This window comes from Streptomyces spinosus, assembly GCF_020400655.1.
Lineage (GTDB): Bacteria > Actinomycetota > Actinomycetes > Streptomycetales > Streptomycetaceae > Streptomyces > Streptomyces argyrophylli.
Window position 1 is genome coordinate 211520 of sequence record NZ_JAINRC010000002.1, and the last position, 18241, is coordinate 229760.

The 18241-nt window shown below is 70.2% G+C and carries 16 protein-coding genes; 4 read left to right on the forward strand and 12 right to left on the reverse strand.

All coding sequences use genetic code 11. From position 1 onward, the window contains the following. The first annotated feature begins 22 nt into the window (after nucleotides 1-22). Nucleotides 23-1213, forward strand: a complete 1191-nt coding sequence (locus tag LG395_RS04850; RefSeq protein WP_225808565.1) for a pyridoxal phosphate-dependent aminotransferase — start codon at nucleotides 23-25, stop codon at nucleotides 1211-1213. A 164-nt stretch (nucleotides 1214-1377) separates the two neighbouring features. Here the strand turns inward: LG395_RS04850 and LG395_RS04855 are convergent, their stop codons facing one another. Both LG395_RS04855 and clpB read right to left on the reverse strand, forming a co-directional pair. After that, the gene (locus LG395_RS04855; protein ID WP_171154338.1) at nucleotides 1378-1908 is read right to left on the reverse strand and encodes a type III secretion system chaperone family protein; all 531 of its coding nucleotides are present in this window, start codon (nucleotides 1906-1908) and stop codon (nucleotides 1378-1380) included. 227 nt (nucleotides 1909-2135) lie between these two features. After that, nucleotides 2136-4733 (reverse strand): ATP-dependent chaperone ClpB, encoded by a 2598-nt coding sequence (gene clpB, locus LG395_RS04860; RefSeq protein WP_225808566.1) that lies wholly within the window; start codon nucleotides 4731-4733, stop codon nucleotides 2136-2138. Between the two features lie 117 nt (nucleotides 4734-4850). Between clpB and LG395_RS04865 the strand changes: the two genes are divergently transcribed. Then, nucleotides 4851-5264: a TIGR03618 family F420-dependent PPOX class oxidoreductase gene (locus tag LG395_RS04865; protein WP_171154341.1), complete on the forward strand. Its 414-nt coding sequence runs from the start codon at nucleotides 4851-4853 to the stop codon at nucleotides 5262-5264. 154 nt (nucleotides 5265-5418) lie between these two features. Here LG395_RS04865 and LG395_RS04870 read toward each other — a convergent pair whose 3' ends face one another. Both LG395_RS04870 and LG395_RS04875 read right to left on the reverse strand, forming a co-directional pair. Continuing rightward, a complete protein-coding gene (locus tag LG395_RS04870; RefSeq protein ID WP_030648261.1) occupies nucleotides 5419-5754 on the reverse strand; it encodes a Rieske (2Fe-2S) protein in 336 nt (111 codons plus the stop codon). Between the two features lie 3 nt (nucleotides 5755-5757). Then, nucleotides 5758-5961, reverse strand: a complete 204-nt coding sequence (locus LG395_RS04875; RefSeq protein ID WP_171150008.1) for a hypothetical protein — start codon at nucleotides 5959-5961, stop codon at nucleotides 5758-5760. A gap of 170 nt (nucleotides 5962-6131) precedes the next feature. Here LG395_RS04875 and LG395_RS04880 point away from each other — a divergent pair, with 170 nt between their 5' ends. Then, complete coding sequence (locus LG395_RS04880; protein WP_225808567.1) at nucleotides 6132-7076, forward strand: helix-turn-helix domain-containing protein; 945 nt, start codon at nucleotides 6132-6134, stop codon at nucleotides 7074-7076. A gap of 18 nt (nucleotides 7077-7094) precedes the next feature. Here LG395_RS04880 and LG395_RS04885 read toward each other — a convergent pair whose 3' ends face one another. The 7 genes from LG395_RS04885 to LG395_RS04915 all read right to left on the reverse strand — a co-directional run bounded on the left by LG395_RS04885 (nucleotide 7095) and on the right by LG395_RS04915 (nucleotide 15019). Continuing rightward, nucleotides 7095-8138, reverse strand: coding sequence for a helix-turn-helix transcriptional regulator (locus LG395_RS04885; RefSeq protein ID WP_171154345.1), 1044 nt, complete (start codon nucleotides 8136-8138; stop codon nucleotides 7095-7097). Between the two features lie 176 nt (nucleotides 8139-8314). Next, nucleotides 8315-9421 carry a sugar ABC transporter substrate-binding protein gene (locus tag LG395_RS04890; RefSeq protein WP_225808568.1) on the reverse strand — a complete coding sequence of 369 codons (1107 nt, stop codon included), beginning with the start codon at nucleotides 9419-9421 and terminating at the stop codon, nucleotides 8315-8317. A 307-nt stretch (nucleotides 9422-9728) separates the two neighbouring features. Continuing rightward, the gene (locus LG395_RS04895; RefSeq protein ID WP_103814833.1) at nucleotides 9729-10193 is read right to left on the reverse strand and encodes a heat shock protein transcriptional repressor HspR; all 465 of its coding nucleotides are present in this window, start codon (nucleotides 10191-10193) and stop codon (nucleotides 9729-9731) included. A gap of 5 nt (nucleotides 10194-10198) precedes the next feature. Next, nucleotides 10199-11368: a molecular chaperone DnaJ gene (gene dnaJ, locus LG395_RS04900; protein WP_225808569.1), complete on the reverse strand. Its 1170-nt coding sequence runs from the start codon at nucleotides 11366-11368 to the stop codon at nucleotides 10199-10201. A 33-nt stretch (nucleotides 11369-11401) separates the two neighbouring features. After that, nucleotides 11402-12061 carry a nucleotide exchange factor GrpE gene (grpE, locus tag LG395_RS04905; RefSeq protein WP_171154351.1) on the reverse strand — a complete coding sequence of 220 codons (660 nt, stop codon included), beginning with the start codon at nucleotides 12059-12061 and terminating at the stop codon, nucleotides 11402-11404. Continuing rightward, nucleotides 12061-13905, reverse strand: a complete 1845-nt coding sequence (gene dnaK / locus LG395_RS04910; RefSeq protein WP_171154353.1) for a molecular chaperone DnaK — start codon at nucleotides 13903-13905, stop codon at nucleotides 12061-12063. Before dnaK ends, grpE begins: the two co-directional genes overlap by 1 nt. A 94-nt stretch (nucleotides 13906-13999) precedes the next feature. Continuing rightward, nucleotides 14000-15019: an MraY family glycosyltransferase gene (locus tag LG395_RS04915; RefSeq protein ID WP_225808570.1), complete on the reverse strand. Its 1020-nt coding sequence runs from the start codon at nucleotides 15017-15019 to the stop codon at nucleotides 14000-14002. 200 nt (nucleotides 15020-15219) lie between these two features. Here LG395_RS04915 and LG395_RS04920 point away from each other — a divergent pair, with 200 nt between their 5' ends. Continuing rightward, nucleotides 15220-17502, forward strand: a complete 2283-nt coding sequence (locus LG395_RS04920; protein WP_225808571.1) for a (Fe-S)-binding protein — start codon at nucleotides 15220-15222, stop codon at nucleotides 17500-17502. 61 nt (nucleotides 17503-17563) lie between these two features. On the opposite strand, the gene LG395_RS04925 is transcribed toward LG395_RS04920, so the two are convergent. Continuing rightward, complete coding sequence (locus tag LG395_RS04925) at nucleotides 17564-17890, reverse strand: antibiotic biosynthesis monooxygenase family protein (RefSeq protein ID WP_171154358.1); 327 nt, start codon at nucleotides 17888-17890, stop codon at nucleotides 17564-17566. Nucleotides 17891-18241: the final 351 nt, after the last annotated feature.

Genomic DNA, 18241 nt, shown 5'->3' on the forward strand with positions numbered 1-18241 from the left:
AACTCCAGAGCTTGGGCGGAGGATGACCGGCATGACCTCCAGCGCACGCCCTCTCCTCAACCGCCGGCTCGCCGCGTTCGGGACGACGATCTTCGCCGAGATGTCGGCGCTCGCCGTGGCGACCGGGTCGATCAACCTCGGCCAGGGCTTCCCCGACACCGACGGGCCGGAGGAGATCCGGGAGGCCGCCGTACGGGCGCTGCGCGACGGCCGCGGCAACCAGTACCCGCCCGGCCCCGGCGTCCCCGAGCTGCGTACCGCGATCGCCGCGCACCAGCTGCGCCGCTACGGCCTGTCCTACGACCCCGACACCGAGGTGCTGGTCACGGCGGGCGCGACCGAGGCCATCGCCGCCGCGCTGCTGGCGCTGGTCGAGCCGGGGGACGAGGTGGTGGCGCTGGAGCCGTACTACGACTCGTACGCGGCGAGCATCGCGATGGCGGGCGGCACCCGGGTGCCGGTCACCCTGCGCCCGCAGGAGGACGGCTTCCGGCTGGACCTGGACGAGCTGCGCGCGGCGGTCACCGACCGCACCCGGCTGCTGCTGGTCAACACCCCGCACAACCCGACCGGCACCGTCCTCACGCGCGCGGAGCTGGCCGCCGTCGCCGAGCTGGCGGTGGAGCGGGATCTGCTGGTGGTGACCGACGAGGTCTACGAGCACCTGGTCTTCGACGGCGCCGAGCACCTGCCGCTGGCCGCGTTCCCGGGGATGCGCGAGCGGACGGTCGGCATCGGTTCGGCCGGCAAGACCTTCTCGTTCACCGGCTGGAAGGTCGGCTGGGTGACCGGCGCCCCCGCCCTCGTCGCCGCCGTCCGCTCGGCCAAGCAGTTCCTGACGTACGTCGCCTCAGGGCCCTTCCAGTACGCCGTGGCGGAGGCCCTGCGCCTGCCCGACTCGTACTTCGCGGACTTCCGCGCCGACATGCGGGCCAAGCGGGACCTGCTCGCGGGCGGCCTGGAGCGGGCGGGCTTCAAGGTCTTCCGCCCGGCCGGCACGTACTTCATCACCACCGACATCCGGCCCCTGGGCGAGAAGGACGGCTTCGCCTTCTGCCGCGCGCTGCCGGAGCGCTGCGGGGTGGTCGCGATCCCCAACGCGGTCTTCTACGACCACCGCGAGCAGGGCGCGCCCTTCGTGCGGTTCGCCTTCTGCAAGCGGACGGAGGTGCTGGAGGAGGCGGCCGCCCGGCTCAGGACGCTGGCCGGCTGACAGCCAGGGACAGGGAGTCCCTCGTCAGCGGGCGTCCGCTTCCGCCTCCGGACGCGGGAGCAGGATACGGCGGACAGCGCCCTGTCACCGCCCCGGCGGTACGGCCGTGAACGCACGCGGCATCCGGTCCGGGGGTGGAAGGCCCCCGGACCGGCAGGGTCCGGTTACTCCCCGTCGTCCTCGGGGTTCTCGGAGTCGTTGACCTCCTGCTCCAGGCCGAGCTGCTCGACCAGCCACTTGTCGAACTCGATCGCGGCCCGCACCCAGCTGACCGTGGAGGAGACGAAGTGGTTGATGTCGACGCCCGTGCCGATCAGCATCTGGGCCTCGCCGATCAGGCGGACGGTGCCGTCGTCGTGGGTGTGGGTGTACACCTTGGGCCACAGGGTGCGGCGGTTCCAGTCGTCGATGGACTCCAGCAGCTGCGGCTTCTCGTCGATCTTGTGGGGGCGGTCGTAGAAGGTCCGCACCGAGAAGATCGCCTGTTCGGCCTCTCCCCTGAACATGAAGTAGGTGCGGAACTGCTCCCACGGCGCGGCGAGGTCACCCTCCTCGTCGACGACGTACTTCAGCTCCATCTGGTCGAGAAGCTGCTTCACCAGGTCCTGATCCGGGAGGACGGGGCCAACCGGTCCTTGGGGCTGCGGTTCGGGCTGGCCCCCGAAGTTCGGAATCGAGGACGGGTCGATGCTCACCGTGATTTTCCCTTCATGCGGATGCCGCCATCCTCCCCCAGGAGGGGCGGGGGATGGCAACCCCGTGCCGCCTGTCAGCCCAGGGCGGAAAGAGGGCCGGCGGGGCCGTGGCGGGTGACGACGACGTATCCGGCGCCCTGAGCGGCGTCCGGGCGGCCCCGCACGGCGCAACGGCCCCTGCCCGGCCGGCGGGCCGGGCAGGGGCCGTCGTGGCGGCCGGGTGCGCCTTACAGGGTCTTCCCCGTCGCGGGGCCGACCAGCAGCCCCTCGCCGAAGCGGTCGACGCGGACGGTGTCGCCGTCCTTGACCTCGCCGGACAGGATCTCCTTGGCGAGCCGGTCGCCGATGGCGCTCTGCACCAGCCGGCGCAGCGGCCGGGCGCCGTACGCCGGGTCCAGGCCCTCCTCCGCCAGCCAGGCCAGCGCCTCGGGGGTGACGTCCAGGGTGAGCTGCCGCTCGGCCAGCCGCCGGGCCAGCCGGTCGATCTGGAGCCCTGCGATCCGCTCCAGCTCGGGCTTGGTGAGCGCCGAGAAGACCACCAGGTCGTCCAGCCGGTTGAGGAACTCCGGCTTGAAGGAGGCCCGGACGACCTCCAGCACCTGCTCCTTCTTCTGCTCCTCGGTGGTCAGCGGGTCCATCAGGAAGTGGCTGCCCAGGTTGGAGGTGAGGACCAGGATGGTGTTGCGGAAGTCGACCGTCCGGCCCTGACCGTCCGTCAGCCGGCCGTCGTCCAGCACCTGGAGCAGGATGTCGAAGACCTCCGGGTGGGCCTTCTCCACCTCGTCCAGCAGGATCACGCTGTACGGGCGCCGGCGCACTGCCTCGGTGAGCTGCCCGCCCTCCTCGTAGCCGACGTACCCGGGGGGCGCGCCGACCAGCCGGGAGACGCTGTGCTTCTCGCTGTACTCGGACATGTCGATGCGGACCATGGCCCGCTCGTCGTCGAACAGGAAGTCCGCCAGCGCCTTGGCCAGTTCGGTCTTGCCGACACCGGTCGGGCCGAGGAAGAGGAAGGAACCGGTGGGCCGGTCGGGGTCGGCGATCCCGGCCCGCGAGCGGCGCACGGCGTCCGACACGGCCCGTACGGCCTCGCTCTGGCCGATGAGCCGCTTGCCGATCTCCTCCTCCATGCGCAGCAGCTTCTGCGTCTCGCCCTCCAGCAGGCGCCCGGCGGGGATGCCGGTCCAGGCGGCGACGACGTCGGCGATGTCGTCGGAGCCGACCTCCTCCTTGACCATGGTGTCCTTGGCGACCTCCTCCTCGGCGGCGGAGGCGGCCTCCAGCTCCTTCTCCAGCTGCGGGATCTCGCCGTACAGCAGCTTGGCCGCGGTGTCGAAGTCGCCGTCGCGCTGGGCGCGCTCGGCCTGCCCGCGCAGGTCGTCGAGGCGTTCCTTGAGCTCACCGACCCGGTTGAGGGACTGCTTCTCCTTCTCCCAGCGGGCGGTCAGGCCGCGCAGCTCCTCCTCCCGGTCGGCGAGGTCGCGGCGCAGCTTCTCCAGCCGGGCGAGGGAGGCCGGGTCGGTCTCCTTGCTGAGGGCCAGTTCCTCCATCCGCAGCCGGTCGACGGAGCGCTGGAGCTCGTCGATCTCCACGGGCGAGGAGTCGATCTCCATGCGCAGCCGGGAGGCCGCCTCGTCGACGAGGTCGATGGCCTTGTCCGGCAGGAAGCGGGAGGTGATGTACCGGTCGGACAGGGCCGCGGCGGCCACCAGCGCGGAGTCGTTGATCTGCACCTTGTGGTGGGCCTCGTAGCGGCCCTTGAGCCCGCGCAGGATCGCGATGGTGTCCTCGACGCTCGGCTCGCCGACGAAGACCTGCTGGAAGCGGCGCTCCAGCGCGGGGTCCTTCTCGATGCGCTCGCGGTACTCGTCCAGCGTGGTCGCGCCGATCATGCGCAGCTCACCGCGCGCGAGCATCGGCTTCAGCATGTTGCCCGCGTCCATGGCGGAGTCGCCGCCGGCACCGGCGCCCACGACGGTGTGCAGCTCGTCGATGAAGGTGACGATCTGCCCGTCGGACTCCTTGATCTCCGACAGGACGGCCTTGAGGCGCTCCTCGAACTCGCCGCGGTACTTGGCGCCGGCCACCATCGCGCCGAGGTCGAGCGCGACCAGCCGCTTGTCCTTCAGCGACTCGGGCACGTCGCCCTTGACGATCCGCTGGGCGAGCCCCTCGACGACGGCGGTCTTGCCGACGCCCGGCTCACCGATGAGGACCGGGTTGTTCTTGGTACGGCGGCTCAGCACCTGCACGACCCGCCGGATCTCCTGGTCCCGCCCGATGACCGGGTCGAGCCGGCCCTCGCGGGCCGCGGCGGTGAAGTCGGTGCCGAACTTCTCCAGGGCCTTGTACTGGCCCTCCGGATCGGCGGTGGTCACGCGGCGTCCTCCCCTGGCCTTCTGGAAGGCCTCCTGCAGTTTCCTGGCGTCGGCACCCTGCCCCTTGAGCACGTCCCCGGCGGCACCGCCCTTCGCGGCGATGCCGATGAGCATGTGCTCCGTGGACAGGTACTCGTCGCCGAGCGCCTTGGCGCGCTCGGTGGCGTCCGCGATCACGGCCAGCATCTCGCGGTTCGGCTGCGGGGGCGCGACGGTGGACCCGGTCACGCTGGGCAGACCGGCGAGGACGCGCTCCGCGCCCGAGCGTACGGCGGCCTGGTCGGCCTCGACGGCCGCGAGCAGGTCGGTGATGTTCTCGTTGTCCTGCCCCTGGAGCAGAGCCAGCAGCAGGTGAGCGGGGGTGAGGTCCGGGTGCCCCTCGGTGAGGGCACGATTGCTGGCCGCGTTGATCGCGTCCCGGCTCCTGTTGGTCAGCTCGGCATCCACGTGTGCGTTCTCCTCCTGCCCGACGGTCCTGCCTTAGTCAACGTACACAAAGTTGAGTCTATTCCACTCAAGGCGGGCCGCGCACGGGTCCCGCCGGTGTCGGTTAGGTTGCACGGCATGGCCTCGTACTCCCAGGATCCCGCCGCCCCGGACGAGCCGTACCTCGCCTTCTGGCGCGAACGGCATCTGTGCACGCTGACGACGCTGCGCCCGGACGGCAGCCCGCACGTGGTGCCGGTGGGGGTGACCTACGACGCTCCGGCGGGGCTGGCCCGGGTGATCGCCAACAGGGCCAGCGCCAAGGTGGCCCACGTGCTCGCGGCCGGGGACGAGGGGGCCCGGGTGGCGGTGTGCCAGGTGGACGGCCGGCGCTGGGCGACGCTGGAGGGGCGGGCGCGGGTGCGCGCCGAGCGGGAGCGGGTCGCGGAGGCGGAGCGGCGGTACGCCGAGCGGTACGGGCGGACGCCCTCGCCGAACCCGTCCCGGATCGTGATCGAGATCGAGGTGGAGCGGGCGCTGGGGCGCGGCTGAGCGCGGCCGGCACCTGGCGGTTTCCGGCCACCGTGGAGTGCGCCCATACCCGGAAATGTCCCCGCAAACTGCAGCGGCGTCACCGTGTTCAGGTCACGGTGACGCCGCTGCGGGGGGAAGCACCTGAGCGATCTGTTACGACGGGGGAATCGCGTCAGGCACTGCGGGGGGTGGCCGAGATGGTTCGCACGTCGGACGGCGCCGGCTCGGACAGCCGGTGGTCCCGCTGGTCCAGGTTCACAAAGATCATTCCGTACCGGATGGCACAGCGCACCGGCTGCGGCGCGCCACGCGGCTTGCGCAGGCACCGGTAGGCCCGCACGTCCCCGTCCTCGTCCCGCGTGACGACGACCGGCTCACCGAACACGGTGACCATCAGCGAGTCACCACTGTGCGGGATGGCCGTGACCAGGTCGATGAAGTGCCATCCGGAGCGGTAGGCGGTGGCCATTTCGCGACGGAAGGACCGGTCGTCGGGTGGAGTAGTCATCAGTCAGCCCCAGGTGGTGTCGTCCACACCATCGGAATGAGCCGTTCCGGTGATGCCGTCACTCACAGCGACTGTCCGGGGAGCCACTCCCCAGGTCGTATCGCCCGCCACGTCACGCTTCGCACCGGAGAGGCCACTCAGCGCGCCAATGGCCACAACGGTGGAGAAGGCGACGGCAAGCATCGACCGAAGCAATTTGTTGCGCATATTCGGCTTCGTCCTCACTTGAAGGTCCCCTCTTCCCCCGTCGAACAAGACGATGTCTCATTTGGGCACGTCATGGCCACACGATCGGTGCATCATGTTCCTGCATGTTCAGGACCCTGGGGGGTGGAGATTTGCCATCAAATCGGACCAAAGCGTCACATCCCCATGCCATGACCGAACTCTGCGAGGAGGGTAGCGGCCTTTACGCCAAGGCACTGCGTGTGGGGCGGATAGCCCGCGCGGAGACGGAAGCCGCCCCCTGCCTCATGGAGTTCGCCCTCCTCCAGCCGGATCCGGACGACGCGAACTGGCTGCGCCCCACCCCGCCGTCCGTCGCGCTCGCCCAGCGGCTCAATCCGATCGAGCGGGAGATCTCCGAGCGCCGGCGGCTGTCCATCGAACTGACCGAGGCCTTCGAGCCGTTCATGACGCTCAGCGCCCAGGACACCACCTCCACCCACGCCATCTCGGTGCTGGAGGGCCTGGACCGCATCAACGCGGCCCTGGACGCGGCGACGGCGGAGTGCCGCTCCGAGGTGCTGACCGTGCAGCCGACCAGCCGCCGGATGGAGCACACCCTCCTGCAGGGCCTGGAACGCGACCGCCCCCTGCTCGAACGCGGCGTGCGCATCCGGACCCTGTACCAGCACACCGCCCGCTACAGCCCCGAGACCCTCGGCTACGTGGCCCAGTTCTCCGTCGGGAAGGTGGAGTACCGCACCATCGACGAACTGGTGGAGCGGCTCATCATCTGCGACGAGACGGTCGCCTTCATCCCCGTGCGCGACGACCGCCAGGTCGCCCTGGAGCTGCGCCACCCCGGCCTGGTGCGCTACCTGATCAAGGTGTTCGAGTTCATGTGGGCCCGTGCCGTGCCGATGAGCACCGGCGCCCCCTACGAGACGGCCCCGGACGGCATCACGGACATCCAGCACTCCATCGCCAAGCTCCTGGTCGAGGGCCACGTCGACGAGGCCATCGCCCGCCGTCTCGGCATGAACGTGCGCACCTGCCGGGCCCACATCGCCAAGCTGGCCCAGGCCCTCGGCAGCGGCAGCCGCGCGCAGCTCGGCTACCTCATCGCCCAGTCCGGCATCCTCGACCGGGAGCACTGAGGCGCGGCGCCACCGGGCTCAGCGCACGGCCGGGGGCTCCTGCTCCGGGCCGGCGAGGGCGGTGGTCGGCCGGGGCGGCCGGTGCCCGTCCAGGCCGACCTGGGCGATACGGACGCCGAGCTGGGTACGGCTGGCCGCGCCCAGGGTCTCCGACAGACGGGCGATATGGGCCCGGCAGGTGCGCACGCTGATGCCCAGGCGCTCGGCGATGACCGCGTCCTGGTGTCCCTCGGCGAGCAGCGCGGCGATGGACTGCTCGCGGTGCGAGATGCCCTCGATGCCGGTGTCGGGAAGCGGGGCCGTGAGCGGGATCGCCAGGCGCCAGAGCCGTTCGAAGACCGTCACCAGGTAGGCCACCAGGGCCGGGTGGCGCAGCTCCAGGGCCATCGTGCGGTCGGTGTTGGCGGGGATGAACGCCACCGTGCGGTCGAAGAGGATGAGCCGGTCGATGACCTCGTCCAGGGTGCGCGCCTCCACGGCGTCGCCCATCAGCTCCAGGTAGTTCAGCAGGCCCTGGCCGTGCCGGGCCACATGCGTGTAGAGGTCCCGCATCCGCACGCCCCGGCCGCGCAGCGCCAGCGCCCGGTGCAGGCCCTCGGAGAGCTCCGCCTCCCGCCGGATGCCGCCGGGCTGCACGGTGAGCACCTCGGTGGTGCACGCCTCGGTCGCCTCGTCCATCGCGGCCTGGATGCGGGAGAGCCCGTCCAGGACCCGGATGGCGCTGCCCTCGGCCGGCGCCGCCAGCGCGTCCAGCCGCCTCCCCAGCCCCGCGTACCACTCGAACGCGGCCACCGCCGAGCCCACCCGCCGCTGGCTCGCGCTGACCTCGTCGTAGACCCCGCGCAGCAGCCGGGTCATGACCTCCTGCGGGGAGGTCGGCACCAGCCATTCCATGTCGTCCGGGTCCGGGTGCAGCAGGGCCAGTTCCAGCAGACAGGGCACCGGTTCGGCGTCCGTGCGCGGCACCCGTCCCCGGCGCACGGCACGGGAGTACACCCGATCCCCGGCTGCACACAGCCGGTCGGCACCGTGAGGATGCTCCTCCGCCCCGCGCCCGGCCATCGCCCATTCCACCCCCGGTGTGCTGCCACTTCCGTGGCGCAACTATGCGCGGCGCCGAACCGGGTCCGCAACACGGCTCCTTCCACGGCGGCCACCGGAAGATGGCGCTGTGTCCGGGTTTCGGCACCGGTCCGCGCCGCTCACCGCGACGAGCCGGGAGGGGAAAAGCCGGCGTGCTACTTCAGGCCGATCTGCGCGCAGGCCGCCTTGTACTTGGCGGTGCAGATGTCCCCGACGGTGTAGATGCCGTCCGCGACGACCGTGTCCTTGACGGTGTGCTGGGTCAGCGCGGTCACCTGGACCAGCTTGGCCGGGATGTCCTTGGTGGTGGGGCTGTCCACCCGGTCCTGGGTGAGGGCGTCGAACTGGATGTCCTTGCCCTGGAGCTTGGTGACGGCCATCTGCGCGGCGGCCTCGGCCTCGTCCGGGTAGGACTTGTAGACGCTCATGTACTGCTCCCCCGACACCACCCGCTGCACGGCGTCCAGTTCGGCGTCCTGGCCGGTGATCGGGGGCAGCTTGGTGACGCCGGCCGCCTTCAGGGCCTTGATGATGCCGCCCGCCATGCCGTCGTTGGCGGAGTAGACGCCGGCGATGTTGTCCCTGCCGATCTTCGCGATGGCCTTGGCCATGTTGGCCTCGGCGTTCTCCGGCTTCCACTTGACGGTGTCGAAGCTGTCGGCGATGTCCACCTTGCCGTTCAGCTCGGAGAGCGCGCCCTCCTTGAACTGCTTGGCGTTCGGGTCGGTGGGCGAGCCGTTCATCATCACGATCTTGTCGGAGGTGTCGACGTCCGGCCCCAGGGCCGCCAGCAGGGTGCGGCCCTGCACCTCGCCGACGAGCTCGTTGTCGAAGGAGATGTAGGCGTCGATCGGGCCCTCGGCGAGACGGTCGTAGGCGATGACCGGGATGCCCGCGTCCTTGGCCTTCTTCACCTCGCCGGCGATGGCGTGCGCGTCGACCGCGTCGACCAGGATGACGTCGACCTTGCCGTCGATCATGTTCTGCATCTGCTCGGACTGCCGGGCGGCACTCGCGTCGGCGTTGGCGTACTCCACCTTGCCCTGCTTCTTGGTGAGTTCGGCCACCTTGTCCCTGATGATGGGGTAGTCGAACCTGTCGTAGCGGGTGTTCGCCTTCTCCGGCAGCAGCAGGCCCACCGTGATGTCGTTGCCCTTGGTCGGGCTCGCGCTCGCGCCGTCCCCCGTCACGTTCAGCACGCCACAGCCGGCGAGCGAGAGGGTCATCGTGGACGCGGCCACGGTTATGGCGATACGACGCATGCGAGGGCTCACTTCAGGTGCGTTCCGGACGTGGGCGTTGCTATACGGCCCAGGTGTCTGAAAAGACAACGCGCAGGCCACACCCGGCGTCAAGAAGAATCACTTAACGAGTGCGCAACAGCACGCTCCGCTGTACCTGTGAAGGTCACGCGAAACCCCCTTCAAGGACCCTTTACGGACCGTCCACGTCAAGGGAGTTCATGGGAACGGCAAAGATCCGGACAGCCAGGCCGGTTCCGCACGGGCGGTTACCGGACACGAAGAGGGGCCCGGAATCCGGGCCCCTCTTCGTGTGCGCCTGTGCGCGTCAGTCCTGCTGCTGCCGCTTCGGCCGCCAGACCACCAACGCGCTGGTCTGCTGCACCTCCTGGTACGGCACCAGGTCGCGCCGGTAGGAGGCGTGCACCGCGGCCTCGCGCTGCTGCATCGCCGCCGCCGCGCCGTCCAGGGCCGCCTCCAGCTCCGCGACGCGGTGCTGGAGCGCGGTGACCTGGTTCTCCAGTTCGATGATGCGCTTGATGCCCGCCAGGTTGATGCCCTCGTCCTGCGACAACTGCTGCACCTGACGGAGCAGTTCGATGTCACGGGCCGAGTAGCGGCGGCCCCGGCCGGCGGTGCGGTCGGGCGAGACCAGGCCCAGGCGGTCGTACTGGCGCAGCGTCTGCGGGTGGAGTCCGGAGAGCTGGGCCGCCACCGAGATGACGTAGACCGGGGTCTCCTCGGTCAGTTCGTACGGCCCACGAAAATTGTCACCGCGTCGACGGCCGTCCATCACTCTCAAGCTCCCTTCGCGGCCTCGAACAGCTCCGCCCGCGGGTCCTCGCCCGCGGTCGCCTCGCGATACGCCTCCAGTGCGTCACGAGCCTTCCCCGACAGGTCCGTCGGGACACGCACCTCGACGGTGACCAGGAGGTCGCCGCGGGTGCCGTCCTTGCGGACCGCGCCCTTGCCCCGAGCGCGCATGGTACGGCCGTTGGGCGTGCCGGGCGGCAGTTTCAGGGTGACGGGCGGGCCGCCGAGGGTCGGCACCCGCACCTCACCGCCGAGGGCCGCCTCGGGGTACGTCACCGGCACGGTGACGGTGAGGTTGTCGCCCTTGCGTCCGAACACCGGGTGCTCGCCGACATGGACGACCACGTACAGGTCGCCGGCCGGTCCGCCCCGCTCGCCGGGCGCGCCCTTGCCGCGCAGCCGGATCCGCTGCCCGTCGGTGACGCCCGCCGGGATGCGGACCTGCATCGTGCGGGACGACTTGGCGCGCCCGCTGCCCTTGCACTCCGTGCAGGGGTGCTCGGCGATCAGGCCGCGGCCCTTGCAGTCGGGGCAGGGGTCGGTGAGCGAGAAGCCGCCCCCGGACCCCCGGGCGACCTGGCCGGTGCCGACGCAGGTCGGGCACACGCGCGGTGTGCCGTTCTTGTCGCCGGTGCCCGAGCAGGCCTTGCAGGGCGCCTGGGAGGACATCCGCAGGGGCACCGTGGCCCCCTCGATGGCCTCCGTGAAGCTCAGCGTGACCTCGGACTCGATGTCCTGGCCGCGCCGGGGCTGGGTCCGCGTGCCCGCGGCGCCGCCGCCGCGGTTGAACAGGCCCCCGAAGACGTCACCGAGTCCGCCGCCGAAGCCTCCGCCCTGGGCGGCGCCTCCGAAGAGGTCGCCCAGGTCGAAGTTGAAGGAGCCGCCGGCCGCGCCCGGCCCCGGGCGGAAGCCGCCGTTGCCGAACAGCGCGCGCGCCTCGTCGTACTCCTTGCGCTTCTTGGGGTCGCCGAGGACGTCGTTCGCCTCGGAGATCTCCTTGAAGCGCTCCTCCGCCTTGGCGTTGCCCTTGTTGGCGTCCGGGTGGAACTCGCGGGCGAGCTTCCGGTACGCCTTCTTGATCTCGGCCTCGGTGGCGTCCTTGGGGACGCCGAGGACCTTGTAGTAGTCCTTCTCGATGAAGTCCTTGGTGCTCATCCTCGACGCCCCTCCTTCCCGTCAGTGTTCCCGTCAGCCCTCGTCCGGGCCACCGTTCTCCTTGTCGTCGGCCGCCGGCGTCTCCTCGGCGCCCTCGGCCTTGACGGTCTGCGCGCCGGGCTGCGGTTCGGCGACGGCCACCCGCGCGGGGCGGATGGTGCGCTCGCCGATGCGGTACCCGGGCTGCAGGATCGCCACGCAGGTCGTCTCGGTGACGTCCGGCGCGTAACTGTGCATCAGGGCCTCGTGGATCGTCGGGTCGAAGGGCTCGCCCTCCTTGCCGAACTGCTGGAGGCCCATCTTGGCCGCGACGGTCTCCAGCGACTCGGCCACCGACTTGAAGCCGCCGACCAGCTCGCCGTGTTCGCGCGCGCGGCCGATGTCGTCGAGCACGGGCAGGAGCTCGGTCAGGAGGTTCGCGATGGCGATCTCCTTGACCGCGATCCGGTCGCGCTCGACCCGGCGGCGGTAGTTCTGGTACTCGGCCTGGAGCCGCTGGAGGTCCGCCGTGCGCTCGTTCAGCGCCGTGCGCACCTGGTCCAGCTGGGCGACCAGACCGGCGTTGTTCTCTGCGTGTCCGTCCCCGGCCGGGGCCGCCCCCTCCTCGGGGGCGGCCTTCGGCTCGGCGTCGTCGGAGGTGGCGCCGGAGGGGACGTCGGACTTCTCCTCGAAGCCCGGGGTCTCCTCCGTCATTACGCGGCCCCGTCCTTGCGCTCGTCGTCCACGATCTCGGCGTCCACGACGTCGTCGTCGGCCTTGGCCTCACCGGCGCCGGCGGAGGCGCCGCCCGCGGCCTGCGCGCCCTGGGCGTCGGCGTACAGCGCCTGGCCCAGCTTCTGCGAGACGGCGGCGACCTTCTCGGTGGCGGTGCGGATCTCGGCGGTGTCCTCGCCCTTGAGGGCTTCCTTCAGCTCGCCGACCGCGGCCTCGACCTCGGTCTTGATCTCGCCGGGGACCTTGTCCTCGTTGTCCTTGAGGAACTTCTCGGTCTGGTAGACCAGCTGCTCGCCCTGGTTGCGGGCCTCGGCGGCCTCGCGGCGCTTGTGGTCCTCCTCCGCGTAGCGCTCGGCCTCCTCGCGCATGCGGTCGACCTCTTCCTTCGGGAGAGAGGAGCCGCCGGTGACGGTCATCTTCTGCTCCTTGCCGGTGCCGAGGTCCTTCGCCGTGACGTGCATGATGCCGTTGGCGTCGATGTCGAAGGAGACCTCGATCTGCGGGACGCCACGCGGCGCCGGCGGCAGACCGGTCAGCTCGAACATGCCGAGCTTCTTGTTGTAGGCCGCGATCTCGCGCTCGCCCTGGTAGACCTGGATCTGCACCGACGGCTGGTTGTCCTCGGCCGTGGTGAAGATCTCGGAGCGCTTGGTCGGGATCGTGGTGTTGCGCTCGATCAGCTTGGTCATGATGCCGCCCTTGGTCTCGATGCCGAGGGACAGCGGGGTGACGTCGAGCAGCAGGACGTCCTTGACCTCGCCCTTGAGGACACCGGCCTGGAGCGAGGCGCCGATGGCGACGACCTCGTCCGGGTTCACACCCTTGTTGGCCTCCTTGCCGCCGGTCAGCTCCTTGACGAGCTCGGCGACGGCGGGCATGCGGGTGGAGCCACCGACGAGCACGACGTGGTCGATGTCGTTGATGGAGATGCCGGCGTCCTTGATGACGTTGTGGAACGGCGTCTTGCAGCGCTCCAGCAGGTCGGCCGTCAGCTGCTGGAACTGGGCGCGGGTGAGCTTCTCGTCCAGGTGCAGCGGGCCCTCGGCGGACGCGGTGATGTACGGCAGGTTGATCGAGGTCTCGGTGGAGGAGGACAGCTCGATCTTGGCCTTCTCGGCGGCCTCACGCAGGCGCTGGAGGGCCATCTTGTCCTTGGACAGGTCCACGCCGTGACCGGACTGGAACTGCTTGACCAGGTAGTCGACGACGCGCTGGTCCCAGTCGTCACCACCGAGGTGGTTGTCGCCGTTGGTGGCCTTCACCTCGACGACGCCGTCGCCGATCTCCAGGAGGGACACGTCGAAGGTGCCGCCACCGAGGTCGAAGACGAGGATCGTCTGGTCGTCCTTGTCGAGGCCGTAGGCGAGCGCGGCCGCGGTGGGCTCGTTGACGATGCGCAGGACGTTCAGACCCGCGATCTCACCGGCCTCCTTGGTGGCCTGGCGCTCGGAGTCGTTGAAGTAGGCCGGGACGGTGATGACCGCGTCCGTGACCTTCTCGCCCAGGTAGGCCTCGGCGTCCCGCTTCAGCTTCTGCAGGATGAACGCGGAGATCTGCTGCGGGTTGAAGTCCTTGCCGTCGAGCTGGATCTTCCAGTCGGTGCCCATGTGGCGCTTCACCGAGCGGATGGTCCGGTCCACGTTCGTGACCGCCTGGCGCTTGGCGACCTCGCCGACGAGCACCTCGCCGTTCTTTGCGAAGGCGACGACGGACGGCGTGGTCCGGGCACCCTCGGCGTTGGTGATGACGGTGGGCTCGCCGCCCTCCAGAACGCTGACGACGGAGTTAGTCGTGCCCAGGTCGATGCCGACCGCACGTGCCATGGTTGATTCCTCCAGCTGACTTGAGTGGAACAGGCTCAAGTGTGCACGAGGAGAACCGCTGGGTCAACAGACCTGAGCCAGCAAGACTCAACTCTTATCCGTTCCTTACACGCAAGTGCCCGCTGACCTGCGTCGACGGCGGCCGACGGCCCTGCGGAGCGGGAATCAGAAGGAGGACGAGAACGGCGAAGGCGACCCCGCCGGCCACCCAGAGCACGGCCGAGTCCCCCGTCCAGCCGGTGTGCACGAGCACCCCCACGAGCACCGAGGAGAAGGCGCCGGCCCCCAGCAGCACGACCGACCCCTGCGGGGCGAGCCCGAGCCGCCGCAGCCGGTGGGCGAGGTGGTCGGGGCCGCGCCGCAGCAGCGGGCGCCGGGCCACCCCCCGGGCGAGGACCACGAGGAGGGCGTCGGCGACGGCCACGGCACCGAGGCAGAACACCACCGCCGCGCTCGGCCCGATGTCGTAGCCCGCGCGCGTGAAGACCACCGCCGACGACAGCACGAACCCGGTGAACAGCGAGCCGCAGGCGCCGAGCCCGACCCGCGCGGGATGCCAGTTGTGCATCAGGAAGCCGGTGAGCGCGGCGGCGACCACGCTCAGCAGCACGGCGAGCCCGTCCATCACCTCGGCGGCGGCACAGGCGCCGGCACCGAAGGCGGTGACCACGCCGACCGTCCCGGCCAGCCCGTCGGCGTGGTCGAGCCCCTTGAAGGCGAGGGTGGCGAGGACGATCCAGCCGATGGCCAGCAGCCCGCCCGGCACGCCCGTCTCGTCGTACGGCACCACGCAGACCGCCGCCACGGCCGTACCGGTGACGAGCACGCGCGCGCGCAGCCGCCACACGTCGGCCACCAGACCCAGCCCGGCGACGGCCGCGGCGGCCGTGAGCAGCCGTCCGACCCCCTCCCCGAGCGGGGCGACCCGGGTCCACTCACCCGTTCCGGCGACCAGGCAGGTGACGATCACGACCGCGAGACCCCCGAGGAGGGGCAGGGGCCGCTGCCGGCGCCGGTCCAGGATCCCGGCCCTGCGGGCGGGCAGCCGGAACGCCGCCGCGAGCACGGCGGTGAGGAGAAGGGCTGCGGTGGCGGCGGCGATCCCGTAGAGCACGGCTCTAAGGTAGGGGCGAAAGTATCAATTCGGTACGAATAACACGATCCGATTGACGGGCGGCGACCCAGATCACCCCGCGCTCGGCTGCATCCCGACGGAAGATGGGGGTAGTCTCAGACGGACTGCATAAGTTACCGCTTAGTAATGTCGATCAGCTCAGACAGCTCGTTCGAACCGAGGCCGCCTCAGGAGCCCCAATGCAACTCGCCGCGATCATCGTGTCGCTGGTCCTGATCGTGGTCGGCGTGGCACTGTTCGGCCGCGCCCTCCTGCAGATCTACAACTTCATGCGGCTGGGCCAGCCGGTGCCGGCCGGCACGCGGACCGACGATCCCGCACAGCGCACCCTCACCGTGGTCAAGGAGTTCCTCGGCCACACGCGGATGAACCGCTGGGGCATCGTCGGCGTGGCGCACTGGTTCGTGGCGGTGGGCTTCTTCACGCTCCTGCTGACGATCGTCAACGCGTTCGGACAGCTGTTCAAGGCGGACTGGCTGCTGCCGGTCCTCGGCGACTGGGCGCCGTACAACGTCTACGTCGAGTTCATCGGCACCATGACGGTGATCGGCATCCTCGCCCTGATCGTCATCCGCCAGCTGAGCCACCCGCGCAAGCCGGGCCGCAAGTCCCGCTTCGCCGGCTCCAACTTCGGCCAGGCGTACTTCGTCGAGGCCGTCATCCTCATCGTCGGCGTCTGCATCTTCATGCTGCACGCCCTCGAAGGCGCCCAGCACCACGTGGGCGGCTACGAGGCCTCGTTCTTCATCTCCTACCCGGTCGTCTCCTGGCTGGAGCACGCGGACGTCTCCACGCTGCAGAACCTCACCTACTTCTTCGCCGGCCTGAAGATCGCGACCTCCTTCATCTGGATGATCACGGTCGCCCTGAAGACCGACATGGGCGTGGCCTGGCACCGCTTCCTGGCGTTCCCGAACATCTGGTTCAAGCGCAACGCCACCGGCGAGACCTCGCTCGGCGCCCTGCTGCCGATGACGTCCGGCGGCAAGCCGATCAACTTCGAGGACCCCGGCGACGACGACGTCTTCGGCGTCTCCCAGGTCGAGCAGTTCTCCTGGAAGGGCCTGCTGGACTTCTCCACCTGCACCGAGTGCGGCCGCTGCCAGTCGCAGTGCCCCGCCTGGAACACCGGCAAGCCGCTCTCTCCGAAGCTGCTGATCATGTCGCTGCGGGACCACGCCCACGCCAAGGCGCCCTACCTGCTGGCCGGTGGCGGCAAGACCATGGAGGGCGAGGAGAAGGCCTCCGAGGAGCAGCTGAAGGACGTCCCCGCCGCCGCACTCGCCGAGGCCGAGCGCCCGCTGATCGGCACGGCCGAGGAGAACGGCGTCATCGACCCGGACGTGCTGTGGTCCTGCACCACCTGCGGCGCCTGCGTCGAGCAGTGCCCGGTCGACATCGAGCACGTCGACCACATCGTCGACATGCGCCGCTACCAGGTGATGATCGAGAGCGCCTTCCCGTCCGAGGCGGGCACGATGCTCAAGAACCTGGAGAAGAAGGGCAACCCCTGGGGCCTGGCCAAGAAGCAGCGCCTGGAGTGGACCAAGGAGGTCGACTTCGAGGTCCCGGTCGTCGGCAAGGACATCGAGGACCTCACCGAGGTCGAGTACCTGTACTGGGTCGGCTGCGCCGGCGCCCTGGAGGACCGCGCCAAGAAGACCACCAAGGCCTTCGCCGAGCTGCTGCACATCGCGGGCGTGAAGTTCGCGATCATGGGCGGCGACGAGAAGTGCACCGGTGACTCCGCCCGCCGCCTGGGCAACGAGCCCCTCTTCCAGGAGCTCGGCATGGAGAACGTGATGGCCCTGAACACGGCGTTCGGCGAGGAGCTGGACGACGAGGGCAAGGTCGTCCCCGAGTCCGCGAAGCCGAGGTCGGCGAAGAAGATCGTCGCCACCTGCCCGCACTGCCTGAACACGATCGGCAACGAGTACCCGCAGCTCGGCGGCGACTACGAGGTCATCCACCACACCCAGCTGCTCCAGCACCTGGTGGACGAGGGCAAGCTGGTCCCGGTCACCCCGGTCGAGGGCATCATCACGTACCACGACCCGTGCTACCTGGGCCGGCACAACAAGATCTACACGCCCCCGCGCGAGATCATCGGCAAGGTCCCCGGCCTGCGCAACGAGGAGATGCACCGGCACAAGGAGCGCGGCTTCTGCTGCGGCGCCGGCGGCGCGCGCATGTGGATGGAGGAGCGCATCGGCAAGCGCATCAACAACGAGCGCGTCGACGAGGCCCTGTCGCTGAACCCCGACATCGTCTCCACCGCCTGCCCGTTCTGCCTGGTCATGCTCACGGACTCCGTGAACGGCAAGAAGAACGACGGCAAGGCCAAGGAGTCCATCCAGGTCGTGGACGTCGCCCAGCTGCTGCTCGACTCCGTCAAGACGCCGGCCGACCCGGCGGGCGAGGCCGAGGCGCACAGCGAGCCGGAGCCGGAGCCGGTGAAGTAACGGCCCCCGGAAAGCGGCGGCGCCCCCTGACCCGCACGGTCAGGGGGCGCCGCCGTATCCGCTAGGCGTTCCCGGGCGCGGCCTGCTGCACCACCTCGAACGACCACAGGGTCGAGCCGGAGGCCGCGGGCTTCGGACGCTCGCCGCCCTCGCCGCCGCCCTGGTGCGCCGACTTCATCGGCCCCTCCATCCACGCCTGGAAGGACTCCTCGTCACGCCAGCGTGTGTAGACGAGGTACTGGTCGGTGCCCTCGACCGGCCGCAGCAGCTCGAACCACTCGAAGCCGTCGGAGTTCTCCACCGCGTGCGCCCGCGAGGCGAACCGCTTCTCCAGAACCTCCCGCTGCTCGGCCGGGACGGTCAGCACGTTGATCTTCACTACGCTCACATCGCACCTCTCCTCGAACGGGGCCCCGACTGGACCGCCTGATCCGGATCATGTGCGCGCAGTGTCCTACATCCGGCAGTCAAGGACGCGTGAGGACGACTGCGCGTCGTCCCCCGAAGCGCGGCGGACCACCAGGGGCGTAGCGGTCCTCGGCCTCATCGCGCTGTCGACCCCTTGCCGTGTACGAGGGCGGGACGGGGAAGCCGGCCGGCGCCGAACCGGCGGTGGCCTCCGGTCCCCACCGGCGGTCACAGCGGCCCGGGGAAATTCACCGAACTCATGTACAACCTTTACGCCCCGGCGCGGGTCTCTTGATCGCCGGACTCCTGTGAACCGCGGGGCAACTCGCGT

Bases quoted from the DNA above. Each gene is read 5' to 3' on its own strand.
- LG395_RS04850 (WP_225808565.1), top strand. From the start codon at position 23: ATGACCGGCATGACCTCCAGCGCACGCCCTCTCCTCAACCGCCGGCTC.
- LG395_RS04865 (WP_171154341.1), top strand. From the start codon at position 4,851: ATGGCCTCGTACTCCCAGGATCCCGCCGCCCCGGACGAGCCGTACCTC.
- LG395_RS04870 (WP_030648261.1), bottom strand. From the start codon at position 5,754: ATGACTACTCCACCCGACGACCGGTCCTTCCGTCGCGAAATGGCCACC.
- LG395_RS04875 (WP_171150008.1), bottom strand. From the start codon at position 5,961: ATGCGCAACAAATTGCTTCGGTCGATGCTTGCCGTCGCCTTCTCCACC.
- LG395_RS04880 (WP_225808567.1), top strand. From the start codon at position 6,132: ATGACCGAACTCTGCGAGGAGGGTAGCGGCCTTTACGCCAAGGCACTG.
- LG395_RS04885 (WP_171154345.1), bottom strand. From the start codon at position 8,138: ATGGCCGGGCGCGGGGCGGAGGAGCATCCTCACGGTGCCGACCGGCTG.
- LG395_RS04890 (WP_225808568.1), bottom strand. From the start codon at position 9,421: ATGCGTCGTATCGCCATAACCGTGGCCGCGTCCACGATGACCCTCTCG.
- LG395_RS04895 (WP_103814833.1), bottom strand. From the start codon at position 10,193: ATGGACGGCCGTCGACGCGGTGACAATTTTCGTGGGCCGTACGAACTG.
- dnaJ (WP_225808569.1), bottom strand. From the start codon at position 11,368: ATGAGCACCAAGGACTTCATCGAGAAGGACTACTACAAGGTCCTCGGC.
- grpE (WP_171154351.1), bottom strand. From the start codon at position 12,061: ATGACGGAGGAGACCCCGGGCTTCGAGGAGAAGTCCGACGTCCCCTCC.
- dnaK (WP_171154353.1), bottom strand. From the start codon at position 13,905: ATGGCACGTGCGGTCGGCATCGACCTGGGCACGACTAACTCCGTCGTC.
- LG395_RS04920 (WP_225808571.1), top strand. From the start codon at position 15,220: ATGCAACTCGCCGCGATCATCGTGTCGCTGGTCCTGATCGTGGTCGGC.